The organism is Saccharopolyspora tripterygii (assembly GCF_054778355.1).
Window position 1 is genome coordinate 12,232 of record NZ_BAAGZP010000025.1, and the last position, 21,227, is coordinate 33,458.

The 21,227-nt window shown below is 69.5% G+C and carries 20 protein-coding genes; 15 read left to right on the plus strand and 5 right to left on the minus strand.

Features of this window, described 5'->3' with window-relative positions:
- Window positions 1–75: 75 nt before the first annotated feature.
- Both ACYVF3_RS19440 and ACYVF3_RS19445 read left to right on the plus strand, forming a co-directional pair.
- Window positions 76–729 (plus strand): HemK2/MTQ2 family protein methyltransferase, encoded by a 654-nt coding sequence (locus ACYVF3_RS19440; protein ID WP_461155654.1) that lies wholly within the window; start codon window positions 76–78, stop codon window positions 727–729.
- The gene (locus ACYVF3_RS19445) at window positions 710–922 is read left to right on the plus strand and encodes a CDGSH iron-sulfur domain-containing protein (protein WP_461155655.1); all 213 of its coding nucleotides are present in this window, start codon (window positions 710–712) and stop codon (window positions 920–922) included. The genes ACYVF3_RS19440 and ACYVF3_RS19445 overlap by 20 nt, the downstream gene beginning before the upstream one ends.
- 15 nt (window positions 923–937) lie before the next feature.
- On the opposite strand, the gene ACYVF3_RS19450 is transcribed toward ACYVF3_RS19445, so the two are convergent.
- On the minus strand, window positions 938–2,416 hold the full coding sequence (locus ACYVF3_RS19450) for an FAD-dependent oxidoreductase (protein WP_461155656.1): 1,479 nt from the start codon (window positions 2,414–2,416) through the stop codon (window positions 938–940).
- A 221-nt stretch (window positions 2,417–2,637) separates the two neighbouring features.
- Window positions 2,638–3,432 carry an SDR family NAD(P)-dependent oxidoreductase gene (locus ACYVF3_RS19455; protein WP_461155657.1) on the minus strand — a complete coding sequence of 265 codons (795 nt, stop codon included), beginning with the start codon at window positions 3,430–3,432 and terminating at the stop codon, window positions 2,638–2,640.
- A 334-nt stretch (window positions 3,433–3,766) separates the two neighbouring features.
- Between ACYVF3_RS19455 and ACYVF3_RS19460 the strand changes: the two genes are divergently transcribed.
- Window positions 3,767–4,942: an FUSC family protein gene (locus tag ACYVF3_RS19460; protein WP_461155658.1), complete on the plus strand. Its 1,176-nt coding sequence runs from the start codon at window positions 3,767–3,769 to the stop codon at window positions 4,940–4,942.
- A gap of 101 nt (window positions 4,943–5,043) precedes the next feature.
- Here ACYVF3_RS19460 and ACYVF3_RS19465 read toward each other — a convergent pair whose 3' ends face one another.
- Complete coding sequence (locus ACYVF3_RS19465; RefSeq protein WP_461155659.1) at window positions 5,044–6,723, minus strand: phospholipase D family protein; 1,680 nt, start codon at window positions 6,721–6,723, stop codon at window positions 5,044–5,046.
- A gap of 83 nt (window positions 6,724–6,806) precedes the next feature.
- Entirely contained in the window at window positions 6,807–6,962 is a 156-nt protein-coding gene (locus ACYVF3_RS19470) for a hypothetical protein (RefSeq protein WP_461155660.1), read from the minus strand.
- A gap of 202 nt (window positions 6,963–7,164) precedes the next feature.
- Here ACYVF3_RS19470 and ACYVF3_RS19475 point away from each other — a divergent pair, with 202 nt between their 5' ends.
- From ACYVF3_RS19475 to ACYVF3_RS19485, 3 genes are all read left to right on the plus strand, one after another.
- Window positions 7,165–7,887: a GAF and ANTAR domain-containing protein gene (locus tag ACYVF3_RS19475; RefSeq protein WP_461155661.1), complete on the plus strand. Its 723-nt coding sequence runs from the start codon at window positions 7,165–7,167 to the stop codon at window positions 7,885–7,887.
- Between the two features lie 379 nt (window positions 7,888–8,266).
- Entirely contained in the window at window positions 8,267–8,680 is a 414-nt protein-coding gene (locus ACYVF3_RS19480) for a DUF6292 family protein (protein ID WP_461155662.1), read from the plus strand.
- 285 nt (window positions 8,681–8,965) lie between these two features.
- The gene (locus ACYVF3_RS19485) at window positions 8,966–9,604 is read left to right on the plus strand and encodes an STAS domain-containing protein (protein WP_461155663.1); all 639 of its coding nucleotides are present in this window, start codon (window positions 8,966–8,968) and stop codon (window positions 9,602–9,604) included.
- 517 nt (window positions 9,605–10,121) lie between these two features.
- Here ACYVF3_RS19485 and ACYVF3_RS19490 read toward each other — a convergent pair.
- A complete protein-coding gene (locus tag ACYVF3_RS19490; RefSeq protein WP_461155664.1) occupies window positions 10,122–11,492 on the minus strand; it encodes a TIGR01777 family oxidoreductase in 1,371 nt (456 codons plus the stop codon).
- A 373-nt stretch (window positions 11,493–11,865) separates the two neighbouring features.
- Here ACYVF3_RS19490 and ACYVF3_RS19495 point away from each other — a divergent pair, with 373 nt between their 5' ends.
- From ACYVF3_RS19495 to ACYVF3_RS19535, 9 genes are all read left to right on the plus strand, one after another.
- Window positions 11,866–12,702 carry an SDR family oxidoreductase gene (locus tag ACYVF3_RS19495; RefSeq protein ID WP_461155685.1) on the plus strand — a complete coding sequence of 279 codons (837 nt, stop codon included), beginning with the start codon at window positions 11,866–11,868 and terminating at the stop codon, window positions 12,700–12,702.
- A gap of 566 nt (window positions 12,703–13,268) precedes the next feature.
- Window positions 13,269–14,375, plus strand: coding sequence for a polyprenyl synthetase family protein (locus ACYVF3_RS19500; RefSeq protein WP_461155665.1), 1,107 nt, complete (start codon window positions 13,269–13,271; stop codon window positions 14,373–14,375).
- 46 nt (window positions 14,376–14,421) lie between these two features.
- Complete coding sequence (gene crtI / locus ACYVF3_RS19505; RefSeq protein WP_461155666.1) at window positions 14,422–15,951, plus strand: phytoene desaturase family protein; 1,530 nt, start codon at window positions 14,422–14,424, stop codon at window positions 15,949–15,951.
- Window positions 15,948–16,994: a phytoene/squalene synthase family protein gene (locus ACYVF3_RS19510; protein WP_461155667.1), complete on the plus strand. Its 1,047-nt coding sequence runs from the start codon at window positions 15,948–15,950 to the stop codon at window positions 16,992–16,994. The genes crtI and ACYVF3_RS19510 overlap by 4 nt, the downstream gene beginning before the upstream one ends.
- Entirely contained in the window at window positions 16,984–17,343 is a 360-nt protein-coding gene (locus ACYVF3_RS19515) for a lycopene cyclase domain-containing protein (RefSeq protein ID WP_461155668.1), read from the plus strand. Before ACYVF3_RS19510 ends, ACYVF3_RS19515 begins: the two co-directional genes overlap by 11 nt.
- Window positions 17,340–17,681, plus strand: a complete 342-nt coding sequence (locus ACYVF3_RS19520; RefSeq protein WP_461155669.1) for a lycopene cyclase domain-containing protein — start codon at window positions 17,340–17,342, stop codon at window positions 17,679–17,681. The genes ACYVF3_RS19515 and ACYVF3_RS19520 overlap by 4 nt, the downstream gene beginning before the upstream one ends.
- On the plus strand, window positions 17,678–18,430 hold the full coding sequence (locus ACYVF3_RS19525) for a class I SAM-dependent methyltransferase (RefSeq protein WP_461155670.1): 753 nt from the start codon (window positions 17,678–17,680) through the stop codon (window positions 18,428–18,430). Before ACYVF3_RS19520 ends, ACYVF3_RS19525 begins: the two co-directional genes overlap by 4 nt.
- The gene (locus ACYVF3_RS19530) at window positions 18,420–19,994 is read left to right on the plus strand and encodes an FAD-dependent oxidoreductase (protein WP_461155671.1); all 1,575 of its coding nucleotides are present in this window, start codon (window positions 18,420–18,422) and stop codon (window positions 19,992–19,994) included. The genes ACYVF3_RS19525 and ACYVF3_RS19530 overlap by 11 nt, the downstream gene beginning before the upstream one ends.
- On the plus strand, window positions 19,991–21,001 hold the full coding sequence (locus ACYVF3_RS19535) for a DUF5914 domain-containing protein (RefSeq protein WP_461155672.1): 1,011 nt from the start codon (window positions 19,991–19,993) through the stop codon (window positions 20,999–21,001). The genes ACYVF3_RS19530 and ACYVF3_RS19535 overlap by 4 nt, the downstream gene beginning before the upstream one ends.
- The last annotated feature ends 226 nt before the right edge of the window (window positions 21,002–21,227 follow it).

Below are 21,227 nucleotides of genomic sequence, written 5' to 3' on the forward strand. Positions count from 1 at the left end.
CTTTCCCCGGTGCGAGCGGTGGCAAACCTCTGTGCACCCGGTTTGTTCCCCGCTGGTCCCGGAAACCTCATGGGTGTGAGATTGCTGCGAACCTCGGCCGTCTACCGACCGCAGGGCGACACCTGGTTGCTGGAAAGGGCTTTGGGTGAATCCGGGATTCAGCCTGGGAGCCGGGTGCTGGACGTGGGTACCGGAACCGGTGCCCTCGCGCTCGCGGCCGCGCGTGCCGGGGCCGGCGAGGTCACGGCCGTCGACGTGTCGATCCCCGCCGTGGTGGTGGCGAGGATCAACGCCTGGTTGCGCGGCCTGCCGGTGCGCGTGGAGCCGGGCGACGCACTGGATCACGACTACCGGTGGCCGTTCGACCTCGTGCTGGCCAACCCGCCGTACGTGCCTACAGGGCTGTCGGGACCGCCGCGCGGTGCCGCGCGCGCCTGGGATGCCGGCGCTGACGGCCGGGAGATCATCGACAGGCTGTGCGCTCGCACGACCGAGCTTCTCGCAGCCGGTGGGACGTTGCTGATGGTACAGTCCGATCTCGCTGACCCGGAGGCAACGCTCGCGCGACTGCGTGCCGCGGGCCTGAAAGCGACTGTGGTTGACCGGCGACGGCAGGAGTTCGGGCCGGTGCTCGACGGACGCGCCGACGCGCTCGAAGACCGCGGGCTGATCCGGCGAGGCCAGCGCCACGAGGAACTGGTGGTGATCCGTGCAGACCGTACCCGCTGATGCACGTGACCGGCGGCGCGTCACCGTCGTCCCAGGCGGTCCGCTGCTCGTGGAAGGACCGGTCCGCCTGGTGCTCGAAGACGGGACCACAGTGGACTCCGACCGGTTCGTGGTCGCCGTTTGCGCTTGCCGCCGCAGTAAGAACTACCCGTTCTGCGACACCAGCCACCGCCGCAAGGTTCGCGAGACCTGAGCCGCCGACGGCCGTTCACTCGCGGGAGTGGGGCGGTGGTTTGGCCGGGAGCGGGTCGACCGCGGGACCTTCCAGGACCGAGCCGTCCACCGCGAAGCGCGAGCCGTGGCAGGGGCAGTCCCAGGTGGTCTCCGCTTCGTTGAACCGCACCAGGCATCCCAGGTGCGTGCAACGCATCGAGACGCAGTGCAGGAGTCCGTCCTCGTCGCAGTAGACACCGGTGCGCTCCGAGCCGTCGCGGATGACAGCGGCGGTGCCGGCCGTCAGCTCCCGCACATCGGAAGCGGTCGCCGGCGAGACCCGGTCAGTGACGAAGTCCGCGCCGGCGCTGAGGTTGTGCTTGGCCATCCGCGGCCACGACCCCGGCGACGATCGCGACGGGGAGAGGGCTTCGGCCCACGGGTTCTCCTCCGCGTTCAGCAGGTCGGCGATGACCTTCCCGGCGAAGGTCCCGCCGGTGAGTCCCCACTTCATGAATCCCGTCGCCACGAAGAGCCGGGAGGAGCGCGGCCGGTAGCGGCCCACCATCGGGAACCTGTCAGTGGGAACCAGGTCCTGCGCCGACCACCGGTGCGTGATCTCGGCGACCGACCAGTGCTCGCGGGCGAAGTCCTCCAGGTGCGAGTAGGGCTCGTCGCCGCCGGCGGGCTTGCCGGCCTCGTGCCCAGCGCCGCACACCACGAGCTGGTCGCCGCGCGAGCGCAGGGAGCGGGTCGGTTCTCCGGCGGTGATCGACAACCCGCGCGGTGGTTCCTCGCCCAGCCGCGCTGCGACGCAGTACGACCGCTGGACCTCCAGCATCGCGAAGTACAACCCGCGGTCCCAGACCGGAGCGTGCGTGGTGACCACGACGCGGTCGGCCGTCAGCACGCCGCCGTCGGTGGCGATCTGGCACGGAGATCCTTCGGTCAGCCGAAGCGCTCGGGTGCCTTCGAAGACCGCGCAGCCGTCGCCGTCGACCTGCGTCGCCAGGTGGCGGGTGTGGCGCACGGGATCGAACTCGATCTGGCCGTCCAGCTTCGCGGCGGCGGTGACCGGGAAGGGGAGTTCGGACAGGTCGTCGGAGTCCACCGGAAGTCCTGCCTCGCGCGCCGCGTCGATCTCCTGCTCCACCGCTCGCGCACCGGCTTCATCCACCGCGAAGGTGTAGGCGGGCCTGCGGTGGATCTCGGACCCGGCGCTCAGTTCCGCGATCTCCTCGACCGCTGCGGTGCTCGCGGCCGCGTAGACCTGCGCGGCCTCGACGCCCCGGTGCCGGCGGATCGTGGAGTACATCGTCGACTGCAGCGCGGTCGCCTTGGCCGTGTTGTTGCCCGTCGCGCCGGAGGCCACCTGATCGGCTTCGAGCACGGCGACCGTGGCTCCGGTGCGCTTGAGCAGCAGAGCGGTGGTCAACCCGGCGATGCCGCCACCGATTACCGCGACGTCGAACGAGGACGCGTCGCGCAACGGCGCGAAACCGTCGTGCCGTGCCTGTAGCCATGGGGAACTCACGTGTCACAGCACCTTCCGTCCGGTACGGGCGTACAGGAGGCGATTTCCCGGCCGCGCCATCCGCGAAACCACCCTCGTCTTCGCCTCGGGTTCAGCGCACGTAGGTGAGAGGTGCACCTCACGAAAAGCCGAGCCAAGGCGTCATTCGTCGCCGGCGGTGTTCGGTGGTCCGCGCACAACGGCGCTGAGACGTCTTGGGCTCTCGTCCGAGCTACCGGCAGTCACGCCGTTCCGGGGGCACTCATCCGGCGGTGCGCTGCGGCGACCAGGCGTTCGGGCAGCACTCGCGAGATGGCCACCTGCACCCTGTTGCCGGCCGAACCGGCGACGACCGAGTCGCGGCCGCGGACCATAGCGGCATAGCCCTGACGCGCGACCGTCACAGCGCTGTCCTTGCGGCCTGCGCCCACCTTGGTGTCGCGCATCCGCGCCCGGTTGAAGAACTCGGTAGCGGTAGGACCAGGAAGCAACGCCGTCACGGTCACCCCGGTTCCTCGCAGCTCATCGCGCAACGCCTGGGAGAAGGACTGCACGAAGGCCTTCGACGCGTTGTAGACGGCCAAGAACGGCCCTGGCGAGGTTGCCGCGATCGACGAGGTGAACAGCACACGGCCGCTGCTGCGCTGAACCATCCCCGGTACGAGCAGCTTCGCGAGGTGCACGGTGGAGCGCACGTTGAGATCGACCACCCGCAGCTGGTCTACGAGCGTGGTGTGGTCGGCGGCGAACGGGCCGCCGACCCCGGCGCCGGCATTGAGCACCAGGACTTCGATCGGTCGGCCGGTCGCGGAGGCGCGTCCTGCGACTTCCTCGATGCTGCCCCGCTCGGCGAGGTCGACCAGCACCGTCTCCACGTGCGCGCCGATGAGCTCCATCTCGCGCGCAGCTTGGTGCAGTTCGGAGTTCTCGGCTGTCAGGAGCAGGTCGTAGCCGTCTTGGGCGAGGCATCGCGCCAGCTCCCGCCCGATGCCGGTTGATGCGCCGGTGACCAGAGCCAGCGGTTTGCGCGTGTCCACGACGTCGTCTCCCAGAATTGAACGGAGGTGGGCGCTACTCGGGTTGCCGTCACCGGAGCTGCTCAAACTCGATCTGCGCCGACTCCGCGAGAAACCCGACACCGGGACCAGCGAGGACGCCCTGCGGCGATCGACCGCAGTCCTGATCGACATCGCGATGCGATCAGGACGACGCAGCGTCCACGGTCTCGCGGCGGCGGGAAAGCGGGCCTGGTTGGTCGTGGCCGCGCCACCGCTCGCCCGCCGAACAAGGTTTCGGGCCGCGGAAGTTTGCGGTCTGGGTCGCGGTGACCATCCGATGGGTCGACGATCGTGGACGGCAACAGGAGATGTCATGCGGAGCAACCTGGAACGTCACGGCACCGGGGCGCGGCTGGGTGCCGCGGCGCGCCGGTTCGGAGGCGCCGATCGGTGGTTGCTGATCCTCAAGAGCACGGTGGCGGCGACCTTGGCGTGGGTGTTGGCTGCGGAGGTGCTCTCGGCGTCCTCGGCGACCTTCGCACCGTTCACCTCGCTGTTGATGATGCACGTGTCGGTGTCGCGCTCGATCGACCACGCATTGCGTTACGCGGCCGCGATGCTCGGAGGGATCGTCGTGGCGGGTGTGCTGAGCCCCTTTTTGGGGCCGGGTTGGTGGACGTTCGGTCTTCTGGTCGTGCTGTCGCTGATGCTGGGGTTGTGGCGGGGGTTGGGTTCGCACGGACCGCAGGTGGCGGTGGCGGCGATGTTCGCCTACGCCACGCTCGTGCAGCCGACCGACGGCGAATCCGGCTGGAGCGCGGTGGCAAGCATCGGAGCGATGGTGCTGCTGGGTTGCGGGCTCGCGGTGGTGGTGAACTTCGCGTTGGTGCCACCGCTGCGCTACCGGAGCGCTCAGCGCAAGGTCGGGGCCGTCTCCAGGGAGGCCGGCGATCTGCTGGACGACATCGCGAATCGCCTGCGCGAACACGGAACTCTCGGCGGGAAGTCGGATTCCTGGCTCGAATTGGCCGAGCGGGTGTCGTCGCGTGCCGGCGAGGCACGAGACGGGCTGGAGGACGCCGCTGAAACCGGCCGATGGAACCCCCGGAGGCTGCTGGTCGGTCGAAGTTCCTGGCTGCAGGGCTACAGCACGTCAGTCCGCGGGCTGCAGCGGATCACCGATCAATCGCGGCTCGTGGTGACGGACCTGTCGCACTTCGGAGATGAACCTCTCGGCGGACGGCTGGCCGAGGGGAGCGCAGCGGCTCTGGCCAACGCTGCCGTGGTCGCGAGGACGCTCGGTGATCTGCACTCGGGGGAAGACCTCGACATCATCGAAGACCTCGACGAACAGGTCCGAAACGCCGTCCGCCATTGCGAAGACGTCTCCGGGGAGATCAAGTCGTGGTTGAGCGAGAACCCCCGGGAGTGGCTCTCCTCGGAGGCTCTGCACACTGATCTGCGCCGACTGGTCGAGGAGTGCGGCCAAGTCCGCGACGAGCTCGACGTGCTCCGCCGATCAAGCGATGGTGCACCGCCGCAGGGGTGACGGGGCTCGCGCGACGACACATCGCGCGCAAAACCCGCCACCGACCGCCACGTCGAAGTCGCCCACCAGGACGTCGAGCCCCCTTCGAGGCGGTCGACCGCTCAACTGCTGCTCCGGTCTGGTGGCTCGAAGGTCGGTTCCGGTCCTGCCGGCGGATGCGCGGACGTGTCGGCTCGGCGCGACCCCAACCGGTCACGAATCCAGCCGGCGAGGCGGACTCCCAGTGGACGACCATCAGGGTCGATCACGAGGCGCCCCACTGGATCCGCCCACAGCCGTGTTGTAGCGGACGTTGTGGGCCGTGGGTGCCTGCGCAGTTGCCCTCCAGGCCTAGGGGTTCTCCGACCGGATTCGTGCCAGAGGTCGAGCGCTGCTGCCGCGTTCCGCAACACCTCAACCCCCTGCTGGGGGCAAGTCAGTCCCGAGTTGTCGTGGGCTTCCCTTCCCAGGTGCTCGCGCCACAGCCGGAGGCGCAGTTCGCGAGCGAACACGCTGGCCGTCTGCCATCCGTCGAGAACTGCTGCCGTCAGTTCGGAGTCGTAGGTCCAGGAACGGCGGTTGAGGTTCGCCGACCCCACGGTTGCCCATATGTAGTCCATCACGCACACCTTCGAGTGCAGGTAGGTCGGAAGCCCTCTGTCGTTCTCCAGCTCGAAGATGTCGACGCGGTCACCGCCTGCGTCGTAGAGCAGCTTGAGCGCGTTGTCCTGAGCGGCACTGCAGGTGGCGACCTCCACGGTGCCGCCCTTCTCGGGGTGGGCGGGCACGACCGCGACCAAGCGGAGCTCGGGTTCGCGGCGCAGTGCCGAGGCGAAGGCTTCAGCCACCATCGGTGACCAGAGGAATCGGTCCTCGACGTAGACGAGTCGCCGGGCGTGGCGGAGTGCTTTGGCATAGCCCGTGGCGACACTGCGTTCCCCGTCCTTGGCGAACAGGTAGGGAGGGCGTTTTTTCGGGTAGGTGCGCAACAACTGCACCAAGTGCGGTCCGGCGGGCGGTGGCGGCGGTAGCTGCCCGGGCAGTTCCCGGGCTGGTGGACCAACGGTGTTGAAGTGGCGCCGGAGTCGGGAGAACGGGCCTCGCGGGTGGGCCGAGACGTCCTGCCAGCGCTCGCGGAAGCAGTGTTCGATGTCGTCCACGGCGGGCCCGCGCACCTGAAGGTGCGCGTCGTGCCAGCCGGGCTGCCGGCCGTAGCGCTCGCTGTCGATGGAGGGTTGAACATCGCTGTCACCGCGATGTTCGTCATCGTCCATCCGGCTCGGGCACGGGTCGATCCCGCCCAGGAAGGCGATGTCGGTCTCGGGACGTCGCGGGCGTCTGATCACGAAGAACTTCTGGTGGTGACAGCCCGCTGGACGAACTCGCTGATCGAGCAGGACGTTCGCGCCCATCTCGCGCAACGGGGCGGCGAAATCCCGGTTCGCGGACACGAGATCGTGATCGAGGTCGAGGAATGGCCGCCACAGCAGGGCGTGGACCGAGGCGCCGTCGCGCAGGACGCGGGAGAGCTTCTCTCTCAACGAGGTTCCGTCGCCGTCGAGCTGCTTGTCCTGATCGACGACCCACGCCGAGAAGTAGACCTCGTCACCCGCGTGGACGTCGGACAGCTCAGTGACGAGCCGGGGAAAGTACTCCGCGCCGTCGATCAAGGGGTGTGCGAGGTTGCCCTCGGACCACGCGAGGGTCCCCTGGTCGGCGCCGTCGAGCCTCGACCAGGGGTTGCCGCGCTCGGCGTGTGTCAAGAACCACTCGGCCGGTTCGGTTCCGCTCGTCCCGGTCATGCCCGCCAGAGATGAATGGCGGGCAGCGCTGCCGCCGATGGCTTTCGATGATGTCGGAGATGGCTTGTGATGTGCCCGATCGTTCAGAACCAGTGGGGCCGCCCGCCAATGGCATGGCCGGCGCTACCGGCGATGGCGAGCACTGCGCCCAGTACGACGGCGACGATGCCGATGACCCAGATGATCTGGACACCGGTGAGGTAGCCGACGACGAGGAGCACGACTCCGAGCGTGATCAAGGTAGTCCGTCCTTTCCGGTGGATCGCCCGTCCGTCCAGACCTACCCATCACGATCATGTTCTACGCATCGGCGACCAAGCAAGAGGCTTTGGGAGTCTTCGAGCGACCGCGAACCCGGGCCCCGTCAGCGCAGTGTCGAGTGATCGCACACGGGTTACCGTGTGGGGGCAAACACCGCAGAGCCGAGAGGACGATCCCACGATGAGCGATGGTGCTGAGCAGGAGCTGGCCGTCGCGCTCGCGCACATGGCACGTGACCTGCTGGCCCAAGGCACCGTGCAGGACACCCTGGACCGCGTCTGCGGCCACGCGGTGGAGCTGGTTGACGGCTGCGAGCACGCTGGGATCCTCACCCTGCACGGCACGCCGGACCAGCCCGGCCGTCGGCGCGTGGAAACCTTGGCGGTGACCAGCGACCTGGTGCGCGCGTCGGACCGCATCCAGGCCGAGCTCGGTGAGGGGCCGTGCCTGGATGCCGCCGTGAACCGCGAGCCGGTTTACCGCATCGGCGATGTGACCAGCTTCGAGGGGCGGTGGCCGCGGTACGCCCCTCGGGCCCGGGAGCTCGGTGTGGGCAGCATGCTGGGGTTCCTCCTCTACACCGAGGACGACGAGTTCGGCGCCGTGGATCTCTATTCCAGCAGGCCGAGTGCGTTCACCGAGCGCTCCGAGCTGGTCGGGTGGATCTTGGCCTCGCACGCCGCGGTCGCGCTCTCCTCAGCCCGAACCGGTGCCCAGCTGCACTCGGCGATCGCGAGCCGCCAGCTCATCGGCGAAGCCCTCGGTATCGTCATGGAACGCCGCAAGATCACGGAAGACGAAGCTTTTGCCGTGCTCAGGACGATCTCGCAGCACCGCAACGTCAAACTTCGCGCTATCGCTGAACACATCAACACCACCGGCGAAATCCCCGAAGCACGCTGACCATCGCAGTTCAGGCGGGTTGGCCCCTTCGGCATGGGCGACCACTCTCCACCTCGACGAGAGGCAGCTGCCAGCTGAACCACCGTGCTGGGACATGGTTTCACCCTTCGGGCGTTTCCGGCTCAAGCGGTCGAGGTAACCGGCTGAAGTCCGTCGGCCTCCTGCACACGACTTCAGTTCGAAGCCGGGGCTCATGCTCGTGACGCGGTGTACGCGCACGAGCTCCAAGAGCGCTGCGTCACCTCCTGCGTGCAGGGCGCACGCGAGGCATGCTGCTATATGGAGCGCGACTGCTTGTCTGCGTTGGGCACCGCTCGCTCCGCTGTTCGAGCACGTGGCGCTGCGGGGGCAAAGCATTCGTCGTGTGTGGGGGGACTTGATGGATACGGCTAGCCCGGCGTTTGGCGGTTTGGTCAACTACGTGCACCTCGTCGCCGAAGGCATGGACGACGTCGACGAGGTGGACGTCGACGTCGATGGCGAACTGGCCACGGTGGTAGTCCTGGTGAGTTCACGCGTGCCAACGCTGGTGGATCGCCCTCTTCTGCTCACTTGGGACGAGGTGGCCGGGTGGGCGCTGCGAGTGGAGACGAGCGGGATGGGCGACACGACCTCGCTGGCCTACTTGGGTGGGGACATCCTGCCCGACCCGCAGACGGTGCAGGCGTTCCTACGCGACGCTCTCGCTGGCAGGAGCCCTGGCACGTTCAGCGCTCCTGCGTTCCGGCTGCCGAACGCCCATGACGACCTGGAGACGCGGCTCACTGGGTTCCTCGGCCGCGCACGGGATTAGGCACGTCCTCGGAGCAACCGCGAGGCACATCTGGCTCTGTCGCATAGGTTTCCACGGTGCGCTGCGCGCTCGCCGCCGCGTTCGGGAACTCTCGACATCGGCACCGCGGTCCCGTAGGGTCGTGTTCAGCTGGTTGAGCCGCAGCTGGCAGGCCCCTGGAGGGGTCAGCCAGGGCGTGCTTCCGCTCCTTCATCCGGTGATGAAGGTTGGCGATCCCCTCCCTTCGGGTCCGGTGCCACGGCTCGCCCTCGCGAGCGGCACCGTTTTTCGCGAACGGAGGCTCGTGTGCTGACACAAACCCTGGCGACCGAACACCCTGAGATCCCCTCGTCCCACCACCGGGCGGCAACGGGACGCGCCTCGGGGCATGCGCAGCTGCGGTTGCGCATGGATTTCACCGATCCGGACCTGGCGGTGCTCACCATCGCCGGAGACCTCGACGGGACCTCGACCTCGCGGCTGGCGGAACTGCTGTGGCCACGACTGCTGACCAAGCTGACCGCCCTCGTGCTCGACTTGCACGAGGTGAGCTTCCTCGGCGTCGACGCCTTGCGCTTGTTGGTCCATGCACACCGCTACGCCACCCACCGCGACATCAACCTCTGCCTGATCAACGGCACTCCCACCGTCGATCGGGCGCTGGCCGCCGCCGGCTTGGACACCGTGCTGCCTTGCTTCACCAGCGTGAACTCCGCACGCGCCTGCCTCGGTGCTCCTGTCGATGCCCCTGCGGCCATACCGTCGCCCAGAGGCCACGGTTCTCCTGCCCGGCGGGGCCCTCTCCCAGGAGAACAGCGCATGGCACACCACGGTCAGGCCGATCAGGGCGGTCGACTGCGCTTCCTGCGCTCCCTGCGCGCTGAACTGACCGTCATGGCCGCTGCCCGGGCCCGCGCCCTCCGGGTCCGACACCACGATCGATGAACCAGGCCGGTTCACGGCCGACCCACGGTTGAGCACCCAGCCCGTCCTCGTCGAGACAAGTCCAGGGGAGGCTTCCGTGCCCTCGATCACCTGCGCCAACCTGAGCCGTGGAGTGCGCATCAGTGCGGCGACGAGTCAGCGCGCTCACCGGCGGTGTCCCTCGCCCGAGCCTGTGAACCGGGGTGCGACGCCCGTCAACCGGCCGCAGCCGGCGCCGAGAACTGCCACTGGGGACAGCGCGCCGCGTCCACCTCGCGATTTATGAGCGGAGATGGCAGAACGCGCCGATCACGACGCGGAAACCCGGACAGGTCTCCTCGGCAGGACAAGCTTCCTGTGGCGTGGACGTCGATGCCTTCGCGCACTGGCGTTTTCAGATCGCCTACGATCAGTCCGCCGCGCTGAGAACGCTTCTCACGCTGCTCCGGTCGGGCAAAGGTGAGGTCGCTGAAGCCACGGGTGCTCGCTCCCTGGCTTATGTGGCGATCTGCGCGTCGCGGGGTGCGTTGCGGACGACTCAGGTGACGTCACTCGCCTCGCCGGGTGGCAGTGCCCCGAGCACGTGCCGCAGCGCGGATCGGAGTTCGGCGTGGCGGAACACGTGCTCCGCGTCGAGCAACCGCGCCGGCCGGACGTGCTGGTCGGTCAGGGCGAGTTCGTCTGCCGCTTCCCGGCCGAGCAGGAGCCGCGGTGCTGGTGCGCGGACGGGCACGACCGCCGGGCGGCGCAGGACAGCGGCGAGCACCCGGGTGTAGTCCTCGTTGCGCACCGGATGCGGTGCGACCGCGTTGACCGGGCCGGCTGCAGCCGGGCCGCTCACCGCTCGCAGGTAGATCTCCGCGAGATCGTCGACGCCGATCCACGACAGCCACTGGCTCCCGTCACCGAGCCGCCCGCCCAGACCTGCGGCGAACAGCGGGTACAGCAGCTGCAGCGTGCCGCCCCGCGGCGATTGAACGATTCCTGTCCGCACCTGCACGCACCGCAGGCCCGCTCGCTCGGCCGGTGCGGTCGCAGCCTCCCAATCGGCGACCACGTCGGCGAGGAAACCATCTCCGCGCTCGCTGGCTTCGGTCAGCGGCTCCTCGCCCCGGTCGGGGCCGTAGATCCCGATCGCTGAGGCGGACACGAAAGCCTCGGGGCCGTCAGGAGTGGTTGCCGCACGCAGCGCCAGAAGCCGGGTGGGTTCGACGCGACTGTCGCGGACAGCGGCTTTGTGGGCCTGGGTGAAGCGGCCGAAGAGCGGTTCACCGGCGAGGTGGATCACGGCGTCAACATCGCGGAGAAGGTCCACCGCCGGGTCGAGTGGGTCCCACCGGCGCTCGTCCCGATCGCGGGCGGCACGGCGCACGAGCCGGATCACCCGATGGCCCCCGGTGCTCAACAAGGCGGTGACCGCGTTGCCGACCAGACCGCTCGATCCGGTGACCGCGACGGTCAGCGCCCGATCGGTCCACGACCGCGATCGGGCATGCGCAGCGAGGTCATCGGCGAGCTGAGCGTGGCGGTATCGAAGCATGGCCCGCAGCGCGCAGCCGGGCACGAGCGTGTCGATCGCGTCATCCACCCGCGTCCGTTGATCGTCCACCGCCGTGAACTGGTGGGTGTGGCGCCACGGCAGCACGCCCAGCGGCGGACGTGAGACCAGCGCGTCCACGAATTGATGCGGTGGGTCGTAGCCGTCGGGTTGGTGAGCGGCGACCCACCTCAGTCCTCCGGGCAGACCGAGCACGGCTCGACCGTCGCGCAGCGATGACGATTCGGCCAGCACCCGCATCGGTTGCCACGGAGGTGTCAACCGAGTGATCGCTCCGGGCCGGGCGTGCCAGGCGAACACCTCATCGACGGGTCCGTCGACCACGCTCGAATGAGTGAGCCCCACGCTCATCCCTCCTCTCCGACGCGGCGCACCTGAAGTGCCGCGGGTGAGGCGAATCAGCGCACCACCGGGCCCGGCCCGATGCCGTTCCTCCCGCCGGGCAACACCTCGTCGCGGCGAGGCCATCAGCGCGGCCGCTCCGGAACTCTACGCATGAACCGTGCCACTCGGCATGCCGCAGCTGTTTCTTCGTGCCGCCGCGTCCACGCCCGGTGGCCCGCGGTGAAGGGACAGGCGTCCCTCGCCCACGCGATGCGCTGGGCCGACCCGATCGACTAGGTTGTGTTGCCGTGGTTGTGCGTCGATCTTCACGGCACCGGACGAATCGGTCGGGTGCACCTGCGCGAGCGGTGCCCGCTGGGAAGGGGCTGGATCGTTGACGGTGCTCATGGTCGGGTGCGGGGACCTCGGGACCGAGGTCGGGTTGCGGCTCGCGGGGTCCGGTCGTCGTGTCGTGGGGTTGCGGCGCAATCCTGACCACCTCCCGCCCGCGATCGAGGGCCGGGCGATCGATCTCTCCGCAGAGCGACCGGACATCCCCGAGGACACCGAAGTCGTGATCTGCATCCTCTCGGCCGGAGAGCGGATCGGGGACGCCTACCAGCGGACCTTCGTCGGGGGTCTGCACAACGTCCTGGACGCGCTGGGCGCGCGCCGGGTTCGTCCGCGAATCATCTTCGTGTCATCCATTTCGGTGTTCGGCGACGCCGATGGCGGCTGGGTGGGCGAGCAGACGCCGCCGGATCCGACGTCAGCCACGGCGGAGGCCCTCCTCGACGCCGAGCGCTTGCTGCACGCGCGCGACCGCGGTGCGATCGTCCTGCGGTTGGCCGGGCTGTACGGGCCGGGACGCGACTCGCTGATCAACCAGGTCCGCTCGGGCAAGGCCGGCATCCCCCGGCAGCCGACCTACACCAACCGGATCCACCGCGATGACGCGGCATCCGCGATCGTGCACCTGGCGACCGAGGTCGACCGACCCGAACCGCTCTACATCGGCGTCGACGACGAACCCGCCGAGCGGGCCGAGGTGCTCGCCTTCCTGGCCGGCGAGCTCGGCGTGGCCCAGCCCCCGCTCGCCGACCCGTCCGCGCGTGCCAGGCCGAACAAGCGGTGCCGCAACGACCGGCTGCGATCGACGGCCTTCGAGTTCGAATTTCCCTCTTACCGCGAGGGCTACCGAGCGATTCTCGCGGGGCGAGGAACTCGGCATCCGTGACCGGGTCACGTCGCTCCGCGTGTGATTCTGGCTGCGCTCTCCGGGATCACACGTGCGTGTTGTTCGACGCCCCATCGGATGGACAACCGTCAGTTCAAGTTGCATCGGTAATGCACCGTTCCTACTGTCATGCCGTGAAATCGTCCTGCCGCGCGCCCGATTCGAGATTGGCTGGAAGCGGGGCTAACACCGACGCTCGTCGGAGTCATCCGGTGCACGTCGTGTCCTGCGGGGGTCCCCGCACGTTCGGCACCGGGCAGTCAGTCCGCGCTCGACCACCGACTGCTATCGACGGTCTCGTTGATCGTGTGCGGATGCCTGTTGGATCGGTTGGCGGAAGTCGGCGGTTAACCGGACCCGTACCTCGCCGCCGCCGACCGGGCGAGGGCCGGGGGACACCCGAGACCCGGACCTCGCAGCACGAGCGCGTGAGCGTGCGGCCCCGGAGGCGCTGGGCTGATCAGCGAGGACTCGTCGTGTTGTGCGCGGGCGCTCGAACGACGCAGCGGCGCGAGAAATTCGGGGTCGGGCGATCTGGATCGAAGGGCAGGTCCAACGTGCACCGAGTGTCCATCGTTGACGCTAGCGCGGCGGGGTCGGACGCCGTCCGCCATCGAACCGATCTCGACGGTTGGTTGGACGGCGTGCGCAGCAAGGTCGCCGAGCATGTGCGGGAGTTCGTCCACGCCCAGTGCGCGTGCCACGCGGGGGATCTGCCGGATGGCGATTTCCTCGCCGACCTGCTGACCGAGTTCAGCACGGGCGGCAAGTACCTGCGTTCGACGTTCACCTACCTCGGCTGGCTCAGCGCCGGGGAGCCGGGGAACAGCGCGCTGCGAGCTGCGGGAAGCGCCGAACTGCTGCACGCGTTCGCCCTGGTGCAGGACGACGTGATGGACGGCTCGCTCGTTCGCCGAGGCCGCCCGGCGGCGCACGTGCGACTGGCCGACTGGCATCGCGAGAGAGGACTCTCCGGATCGTCAAAGCGGTTCGGCACGTCCTCGGCCGTGTTGCTGGGTGATCTGTTCCTCGTGTGGGCCGAGCAGCTGCTCCGCGAGAGCGGGCTGGCGGGGTCCGCGCTCGACCGTGCTTGGCCCGCCTACGACCAGATGCGCAGCGAGTTGGCGATGGGGCAGTTCGCCGACCTGGTCAACGACGCCCGGAGGCTGCCGGGGCTCGAGGACGTGCTGGCGGTCGCTCGCAGCAAGTCGGGGAACTACACCGTGAAGCGGCCGCTGGAGATCGGCGCGCTGCTCGCCGGGTGCGATGCGGAGGTGCTGGACGTCTTCCGCCGCTACGGCACGCTCGTCGGCGAGGCGTTTCAGCTGCGCGACGACCTGGTTGGAGTGTTCGGCACCCCGCGTGAGCCCGGTGGTGCCGACCTGTGGGACCGCAAGGCGACCACCGTCGTCGTTCTCGCCCGCGATCTCGCTCCTCCGGTTGCGCGGGAGCGGATGGCGGAGTTGTTCTCCGCCGACGAACTCGACTCCTCCGATGTCGATCAGTGGCGTGAGCTCATCGCGAGCACGGGCGCGCGGGACCGCGCGGAGAAACTCATCGCCGATCGGGTGGCGGAGGCCCAGCGCGTGGTCGCTTCGGCACCGCTCGAGCCGTTCCTCGGGAACCTGTTGGCGGACATGGCGATTCGTTGCACCGAAGGCGGAACGCGTTGACCGGCCGGATCCAGGACCGACTCGCGCCGTCCTCAGGGGGAGACGCATGCGCACGGTGAGTGGCCGAACTGATCGGGTGGTGGTGGTCGGCGCTGGCTTGGCCGGGCTCTCAGCCGCGCTGCACCTGGCCGGACGCGGTCGGCGGGTGGAGCTGCTGGAGCGGGAGCGCGTTCCTGGTGGGCGCGCCGGGCGGTTGGACATGCTGGGCTACCGCGTCGACACCGGTCCGACCGTGTTGACCATGCCGGACATCCTCGAACGGACCTTCGCGGCGGCCGGGGCGCGCATGTCCGATCACGTCGAACTGCTGCCGGTGGACCCGGCCTACCGGGCGGTGTTCGCGGACGGGAGCAGCTTGGCGGTGCGCAGTGACGCGGCAGCGATGACGGAGGAGATCAGGGCGTTCTCCGGTGCTGCCGACGCGGCCGGTTACCAGCGGCTGCGGGCGTGGCTGACCGAGCTGTACCGGGTGGAGTTCGACCGCTTCATCGCGGCCAACTTGGATTCTCCGCTTTGCCTGCTCGCACCGGAGCTCGCGCGGCTGGTGGCGATGGGGGCGTTCGGGAGGCTGGATCGTGCGATCGGTCGGTTCCTGTCCGACCCTCGACTGCGCCGGGTGTTCTCCTTCCAGGCGCTCTACGCGGGGGTCTCGCCGCAGCGAGCGCTCGCCGCGTACGCGGTGATCTCCTACATGGACACGGTGGCGGGGGTGTGGTTTCCCCGTGGCGGCGTGCGAGCGGTCCCCCATGGACTGGCACGGGCGGCGGAGAACGCTGGCGTGGAGATCCACTACGGCGCCGAGGTGGACTGCTTGGAACGCGCGGGGTCACGGGTCCGCGCCCTCCGAACCTCGGACGGCAGGCGCTTCGACTGCGACGCGGCGGTGCTCACGGTGGACTCGCCGGTGGCTCACCGGCTGCTCGGGCGTGAACCGCGTCGTGCGGTGCCGCTGCGTCCCTCGCCGTCGGCCTTCGTCGTGCACCTCGGAATGCGCGCGCAACCCGAGTCTCTGGCACACCACACGATCTCGTTCGGAGACGCGTGGCGCTCGACGTTCCACGAACTCATCACCGAAGGCAGGGTGATGCGAGATCCCTCGCTGTTGGTGACCAGACCCACGGCGACCGACCAAGCCCTCGCCCCCGAGGGGCGCGATCTGCTGAGCGTGCTTGCCCCGGTTCCCAATCTTCGCCGCGGTCCCATTGACTGGCGGACGCGTGCCGAGTCCTACGCCGACGAACTCGTCGGGTTGGTGGAGAGCAGGCTGCTCCCAGGTGTGCGCGCGTCGGTGGAGGCCTCGCACGTGCTGACCCCGGCGGACTGGGCCGAGCGGGGCATGGTCGCCGGGACCCCGTTCGCCTGGTCACATACGTTCGCGCAAACGGGTCCGTTCCGGCCGGGGAACTTCCCCCGATCTTCGGAGAACGTGGTGTTGGCAGGTTCGTCCACAGTTCCGGGGGTCGGGGTGCCGACTGCGCTGGTGTCAGGGCGCTTGGCGGCGGACCGTGTGACCGGAGCCGGCTCGGCGCGCTCGTCGGAGCGCGGCCCGAGGCGAGCGATGGGGAACCGCCCGTGAGAGATGCGGAACTCGACGCCGCCGGGATCACCGATCCGCGGCTCCGCGGGGCCTACCAGCGGTGCCGGAGCCTCAACGCGCGGCACGGGCGAACCTATTTCCTGGCAACCCGTCTGCTGCCCCGCGAGCGGCGGCCTGCGGTGCACGCGTTGTACGGATTCGCTCGGTGGGCCGACGACATCGTCGACGAGCCGCGACCACCCGCGACCACTGGCGAGCGCGGTGCGGAGCTGGCCCAGCTGCGACGCGAACTGCTGGCCGGTCTCGATCGCGGAGGCACCCGCGACGAACTGCTCGCTCCGGTGGTGGACACTGCGGGGCGCTACGGGCTGCACCGAGGCCTGTTCGAGGACTTCCTGACCTCCATGCGCATGGACCTCTCCGTGACCGATTACCCGGATCGAGCAGCTCTGGACCGGTACATGAGCGGCTCGGCGGAGGCCATCGGGTTGCAACTCCTGCCGGTGCTGGGCACCTCGGGCCCGCCCGAGCGCGCTGCTCCGCACGCTGCGGCGCTGGGCAAGGCCTTCCAGTTGACCAATTTCCTGCGGGACGTCGCCGAGGACCTGGACCGCGACCGGGTCTACCTGCCGGCCGACGAGCTCGCCGCGCACGGAGTGGACCGGGAGCTGCTCACCTGGTGCAGGCAGCACCGGCGCACCGATCCGCGGGTCCGCCGTGCTCTGGCGGAGCAGCACGCCGCCACCAGGGAGGTCTACCGTTTCGCGCGGGCGGGAATCGATTTGTTGGAACCGGTTTCGCGCCCGTGCGTCGAGACGGCGTGCATCCTCTACGCCGAGATCCTGGACCGCATCGAGGAGCAGGACTTCGCGGTGTTCCGCAGTCGCGCAGCGGTCGGCAGGTGGCGTCGTGGCCGGGTCGCGGCGGCGGGCCTGTTCCGCGCGGCCGTGGTCCGGCGGGCGAAGGGCGCACCGCGGACCGACCGAGCGGGCAGCGGAGATCGCGTGATCGGACCGACCGGGCGAGGCACGAGCACCGGGAAGCGAGACGAGCACTGGCCGGGGGCCGGCCATGGCACCTGATCAGCTGCGCTACCTGCTCGTCCTCGCGCTGTGCCTGGCCATCACGCTACCGCTGGAATTCCTCGGGGCGAGGGTCTACCGCAGCCCGCGGCGGACGATCAAGAGCGTGCTCCCGGTCGCGGTGGTGTTCCTCGTCTGGGACGTGGTGGCCATCGCGGCTGGGGTGTGGTCGTTCGACGCGCGCCGCATCTCCGGGGTGGAAGTGCTCGGCCACCTGCCGCTGGAGGAAGTGCTGTTCTTCGCGGTGATCCCGCTCTGCGCCCTGCTGACCTTCGGCTGCGTCGAGGCGCTGCTGGCCGCCTTCCGCCGGACCAGACGCGCGCCGGCCCGGAAGGAGCGTGCTCCGTGATCGGCATCGGCTACACCGTGCCCGCCGTGCTCTCGGTCCTGATCGTGCTGGTGTGGGAGTCCGCCGTGTTGCACACCGGGCTGTTCGCGAAACCGGGCTACTGGCTGACCCTGGTCATCGTGCTCGGCTTCCAGATCCCGGTCGATGGCTGGCTCACCAGGCTCGACGAGCCCGTCGTCCTCTACGCACCGGAGCACCTCAGTGGCGTGCGGTTCCCATGGGACATCCCTGTCGAGGACTTCCTCTTCGGGTTCGCGCTGGTGACCTCCGTGCTGCTGCTCTGGGAGCGCCAGCGGGGCGCGAAAGCCACACCGCAGCGCGGAGAGGAGACGCCGTGAAGCCCGGCGAGATCGGCACACGTGGCCCTGCGGTGGCCGCGGCCTTCGATCGTGCGGCGGCTTCCTACGACCGGCTGGTGGCGGCCAACCCCGGCTACCACCAGCACCTCCGCTCTTCGGCGCGCCGCATGTGCTTGCCCGGGGCGGGATCTGGCCTGCGGCTGCTCGACGCCGGGTGCGGGACGGGAGCATCGACCGCGGCGCTGCTGGCGGTGTACCCGCAGGCGGAGATCGTCGGGATGGACGCATCGGCGCAGATGCTGGCGCGAGCGCGTGAGAAGAGCTGGCCGGAGTCGGTGCGGTTCGCGCACGCCCCGATCGAATCGCTGACCGACTCCGGTGTGCTAGGCCCGTTCGACGGGATCTTCGCCGCCTACCTGATCCGCAACCTGGCCGATCCGGACGCGCAGCTGCGCGCTATGCGGGCGTTGCTCCGGCCCGGTGGCGCGCTGGCCGTCCACGAGTACTCCGTTCGCGACTCGCGCCTGGCTCGTGCCACGTGGCACGCGGTGTGCTGCGGCGTGATCATCCCGACCGGGCTCGCCGCCACCGGTGACGCCGCGCTGTTCCGATACCTGCGGCGCAGCGTCGCGGAGTTCGACGGGGTGGGCCGCTTCCGCCGCAGGCTGCTCGAAGCGGGATTCACCGGGGTGCGCACCGCCACCATGACGGGCTGGCAGCGGCGGATCGTGCACACCTTCGTCGCCGAGCGCCCGGTCGAGTCGGGTCGAGGCCGAGATGAGCGATGAGATCGCCCACGATCGCAGGGTCGTCCGCCACCCCGGGCCCCGCGCGAGCGCGCATCCTGTCGAACGAGCGGGCAGGCCGCGAGTGGTCGTCGTCGGTGGTGGAATCGCCGGGCTGTGTGCGGCGACCGGACTCGTCGAACGCGGGGTCGAGGTCCGTCTCATCGAGCGCGAGCCCTACCTCGGGGGCAGGGCAGGCGGTTGGACCGAACAGCTCGCCGACGGCGGGCAGGTCGCCATGAGCCGCGGTTTCCACGCCTTCTTCCGCCAGTACTACAACCTGCGCCTGCTGCTCCGACGCGCCGACCCTCGTCTGGAGAGGCTGACCGCGCTGGACGACTACCCGCTGCTCGACTCGCGCGGACGCCTGGACAGCTTCCGAGGATTGCCTCGCAACCCGCCGTGGAACGCGGTCGCCTTCGCGCTGCGCAGTCCGACTTTCCGCAAGCGGGACCTGCTCCGCCTGGATCCTCGCGCCGCGGCACCGCTCGGCAACGTCACCGTGCCCGGCATCTACCACAGGCTCGACCACGTCGACGCCGAGAGCTTCCTGCGGTCGATCAACTTCCCGCCAGCCGCCCGGCACCTGGCGTTCGAGGTGTTCTCGCGCAGCTTCTTCGCGCACCCTTCGCAGATGTCGGCCGCGGAACTGGCCACGATGTTCCACATCTACTTCCTCGGTTCCAACGAGGGCATCCTCTTCGACGTCCCGGACGCGGGGTTCGACCGCAGCCTGTGGACACCGCTGCAGCAGTACTTGACCGCCCGCGGAGCCGAGTTCCGGGTCGGCACCGCTGTCCGGCGGGTCGATCTCGTGGACGGCGGACGGTCGTTCCGGGTGCATGACGACGCGGGGAACACCGACGAGGTGGACGGCGTGGTCCTGGCCGCCGACGTGCCCGGGCTTCGCGACCTGATGGACGCCTCCCCGGACTTGCACGTACCGCACTGGACCGAATCGGTGCGGAGCTTGCGATCGGCTCCGCCGTTCTTCGTCCAGCGCCTCTGGCTCGACGCACCTGTCGCCCCTCACCGTCCGGCTTTTCTGGGAACGGCCGGCCGGGAGCCGCTGGACAACGTCAGCGTTCTCGATCGCTACGACCGCGACGCGCAGGAGTGGTCGGCGCGCCGCGGGGGTTCGACGGTCGAGCTGCACGCCTACGGAATACCCGTGGACCCCGGCGTCGGGCAGGAGGCGTGCACCCAGAAGTTGCGCCGGGACCTATTGCGCCGCTTGCACGAGATCTACCCGGAGACCGCACGGGCCGGTGTCGCTGCCGAATCGTTCCTCTGGCGCGAGGACTGCCCGTTGTTCGGGGTGGGGGATTTCGCCCGGCGACCGGGCGTCGCGACCCCGCACCCCGGTCTGGTGCTGGCCGGCGACGGGGTGCGGATCGATCTGCCGGTGGCGTTGATGGAACGCGCGGCCACGACCGGTTGGCACGCCGCCAACCGCCTGCTGGAGCGGTGGGGTTTGCCGGGCCACGACCTGTTCTCGGTGCCGACAGCCGGGCGATCGGCGGCGTTGCGCTGGCTCACCACGCGAGTGAAGGAGGGCACGCGATGACGACCTGGCGCGCGCTGCAACGGCGTTGGCCGCGGGACTGGCCGGTGCAACCGGTCGTCGAGAGCGGATGGGCCGACCAGGAGCCCACCTATCTCAGCGCCGAACCGCCGATCATCGACGCCGCGCTCAAGCGGGCCGAGGCCAGGCCGTCCGGGAACTGGTACGTCTTGGCCGCCAGCCGGGAGATCGGCGGCGGAAGTCCCCGCGGCTTCCAGGTCGCCGGGATCGAACTGGTCGCGTGGCGCGACTCAGCAGGGCGCCTCCGCGCCGGTCCGGGGAGCTGCCCGCACATGGGCGCACCGTTGAGCCAGGCCTCCGTGGACTGCGACACCTTGGTGTGCAGGTGGCACGGGCTCCGCGTGGGCCCGGGCGCGGGACGGGGCTGGAAGCCGCTGCCGTGTCACGACGACGGGGTCCTCGCGTGGGTTCGGCTGGATCACGTCGGTGGGGAGGAGCCGCTGGACGAACCTGTCGTCGCCGAGCGGCCACCCGCGGTCTCCGGGGTCGTGGCGGTGGCTTCGATGGTCGGGGTGTGCGAACCCTCGGACGTCGTCGCCAACCGCTTGGACCCCTGGCACGGGGCCTGGTTTCATCCCTACTCGTTCACCCGGCTGACGGTCCTCAGCGCTCCGCCGCCGGTCCTGGACGACGAGTCGCAGGACCGGTTCCTGGTGGAGGTGACCTTCCGCGTCGCCGGCCGGTTCGGCGTTCCGGTGCGCGCGGAGTTCGTCTGCCCGGAGCCCAGAACCGTGGTGATGCGCATCGTCGACGGTGAAGGCGTGGGGAGCGTGGTGGAGACGCATGCGACACCGCTGGGCCGGGCAACCGACGGCCGGTTCCGGACCGCCGTCATCGAAGCGGTGATCGCCGATTCGACTCGACGGGGCTTCGCGGTCGCCCGACGGGCCGCGGTGGCGCTGCGCCCGATCATGAAGCGGACAGCGGCCCGGCTGTGGCGTGACGACCTGGCGTACGCGGAAAGGCGCTACGCACTTCGAAACCATTGAACGCCAATTGAGGCGTTGTTTCAGAATCACCTTGCTTGGCGGTGCAGGTGGCGGAACCTGACACGCCGTCTGGACGCCGTGCGCCACTCCTGATGTATGCCAGCGCGGCGTCGCGGTGTACTCGCCAGACAGCGTGTCAGAACCCGCGGCGGTGCGGGCTGAGTCCCACACCTGAAGCAGCGGCTGGTCGCCGCATTCTGAAAGGAACCCTCAGCCTGAATCCCGG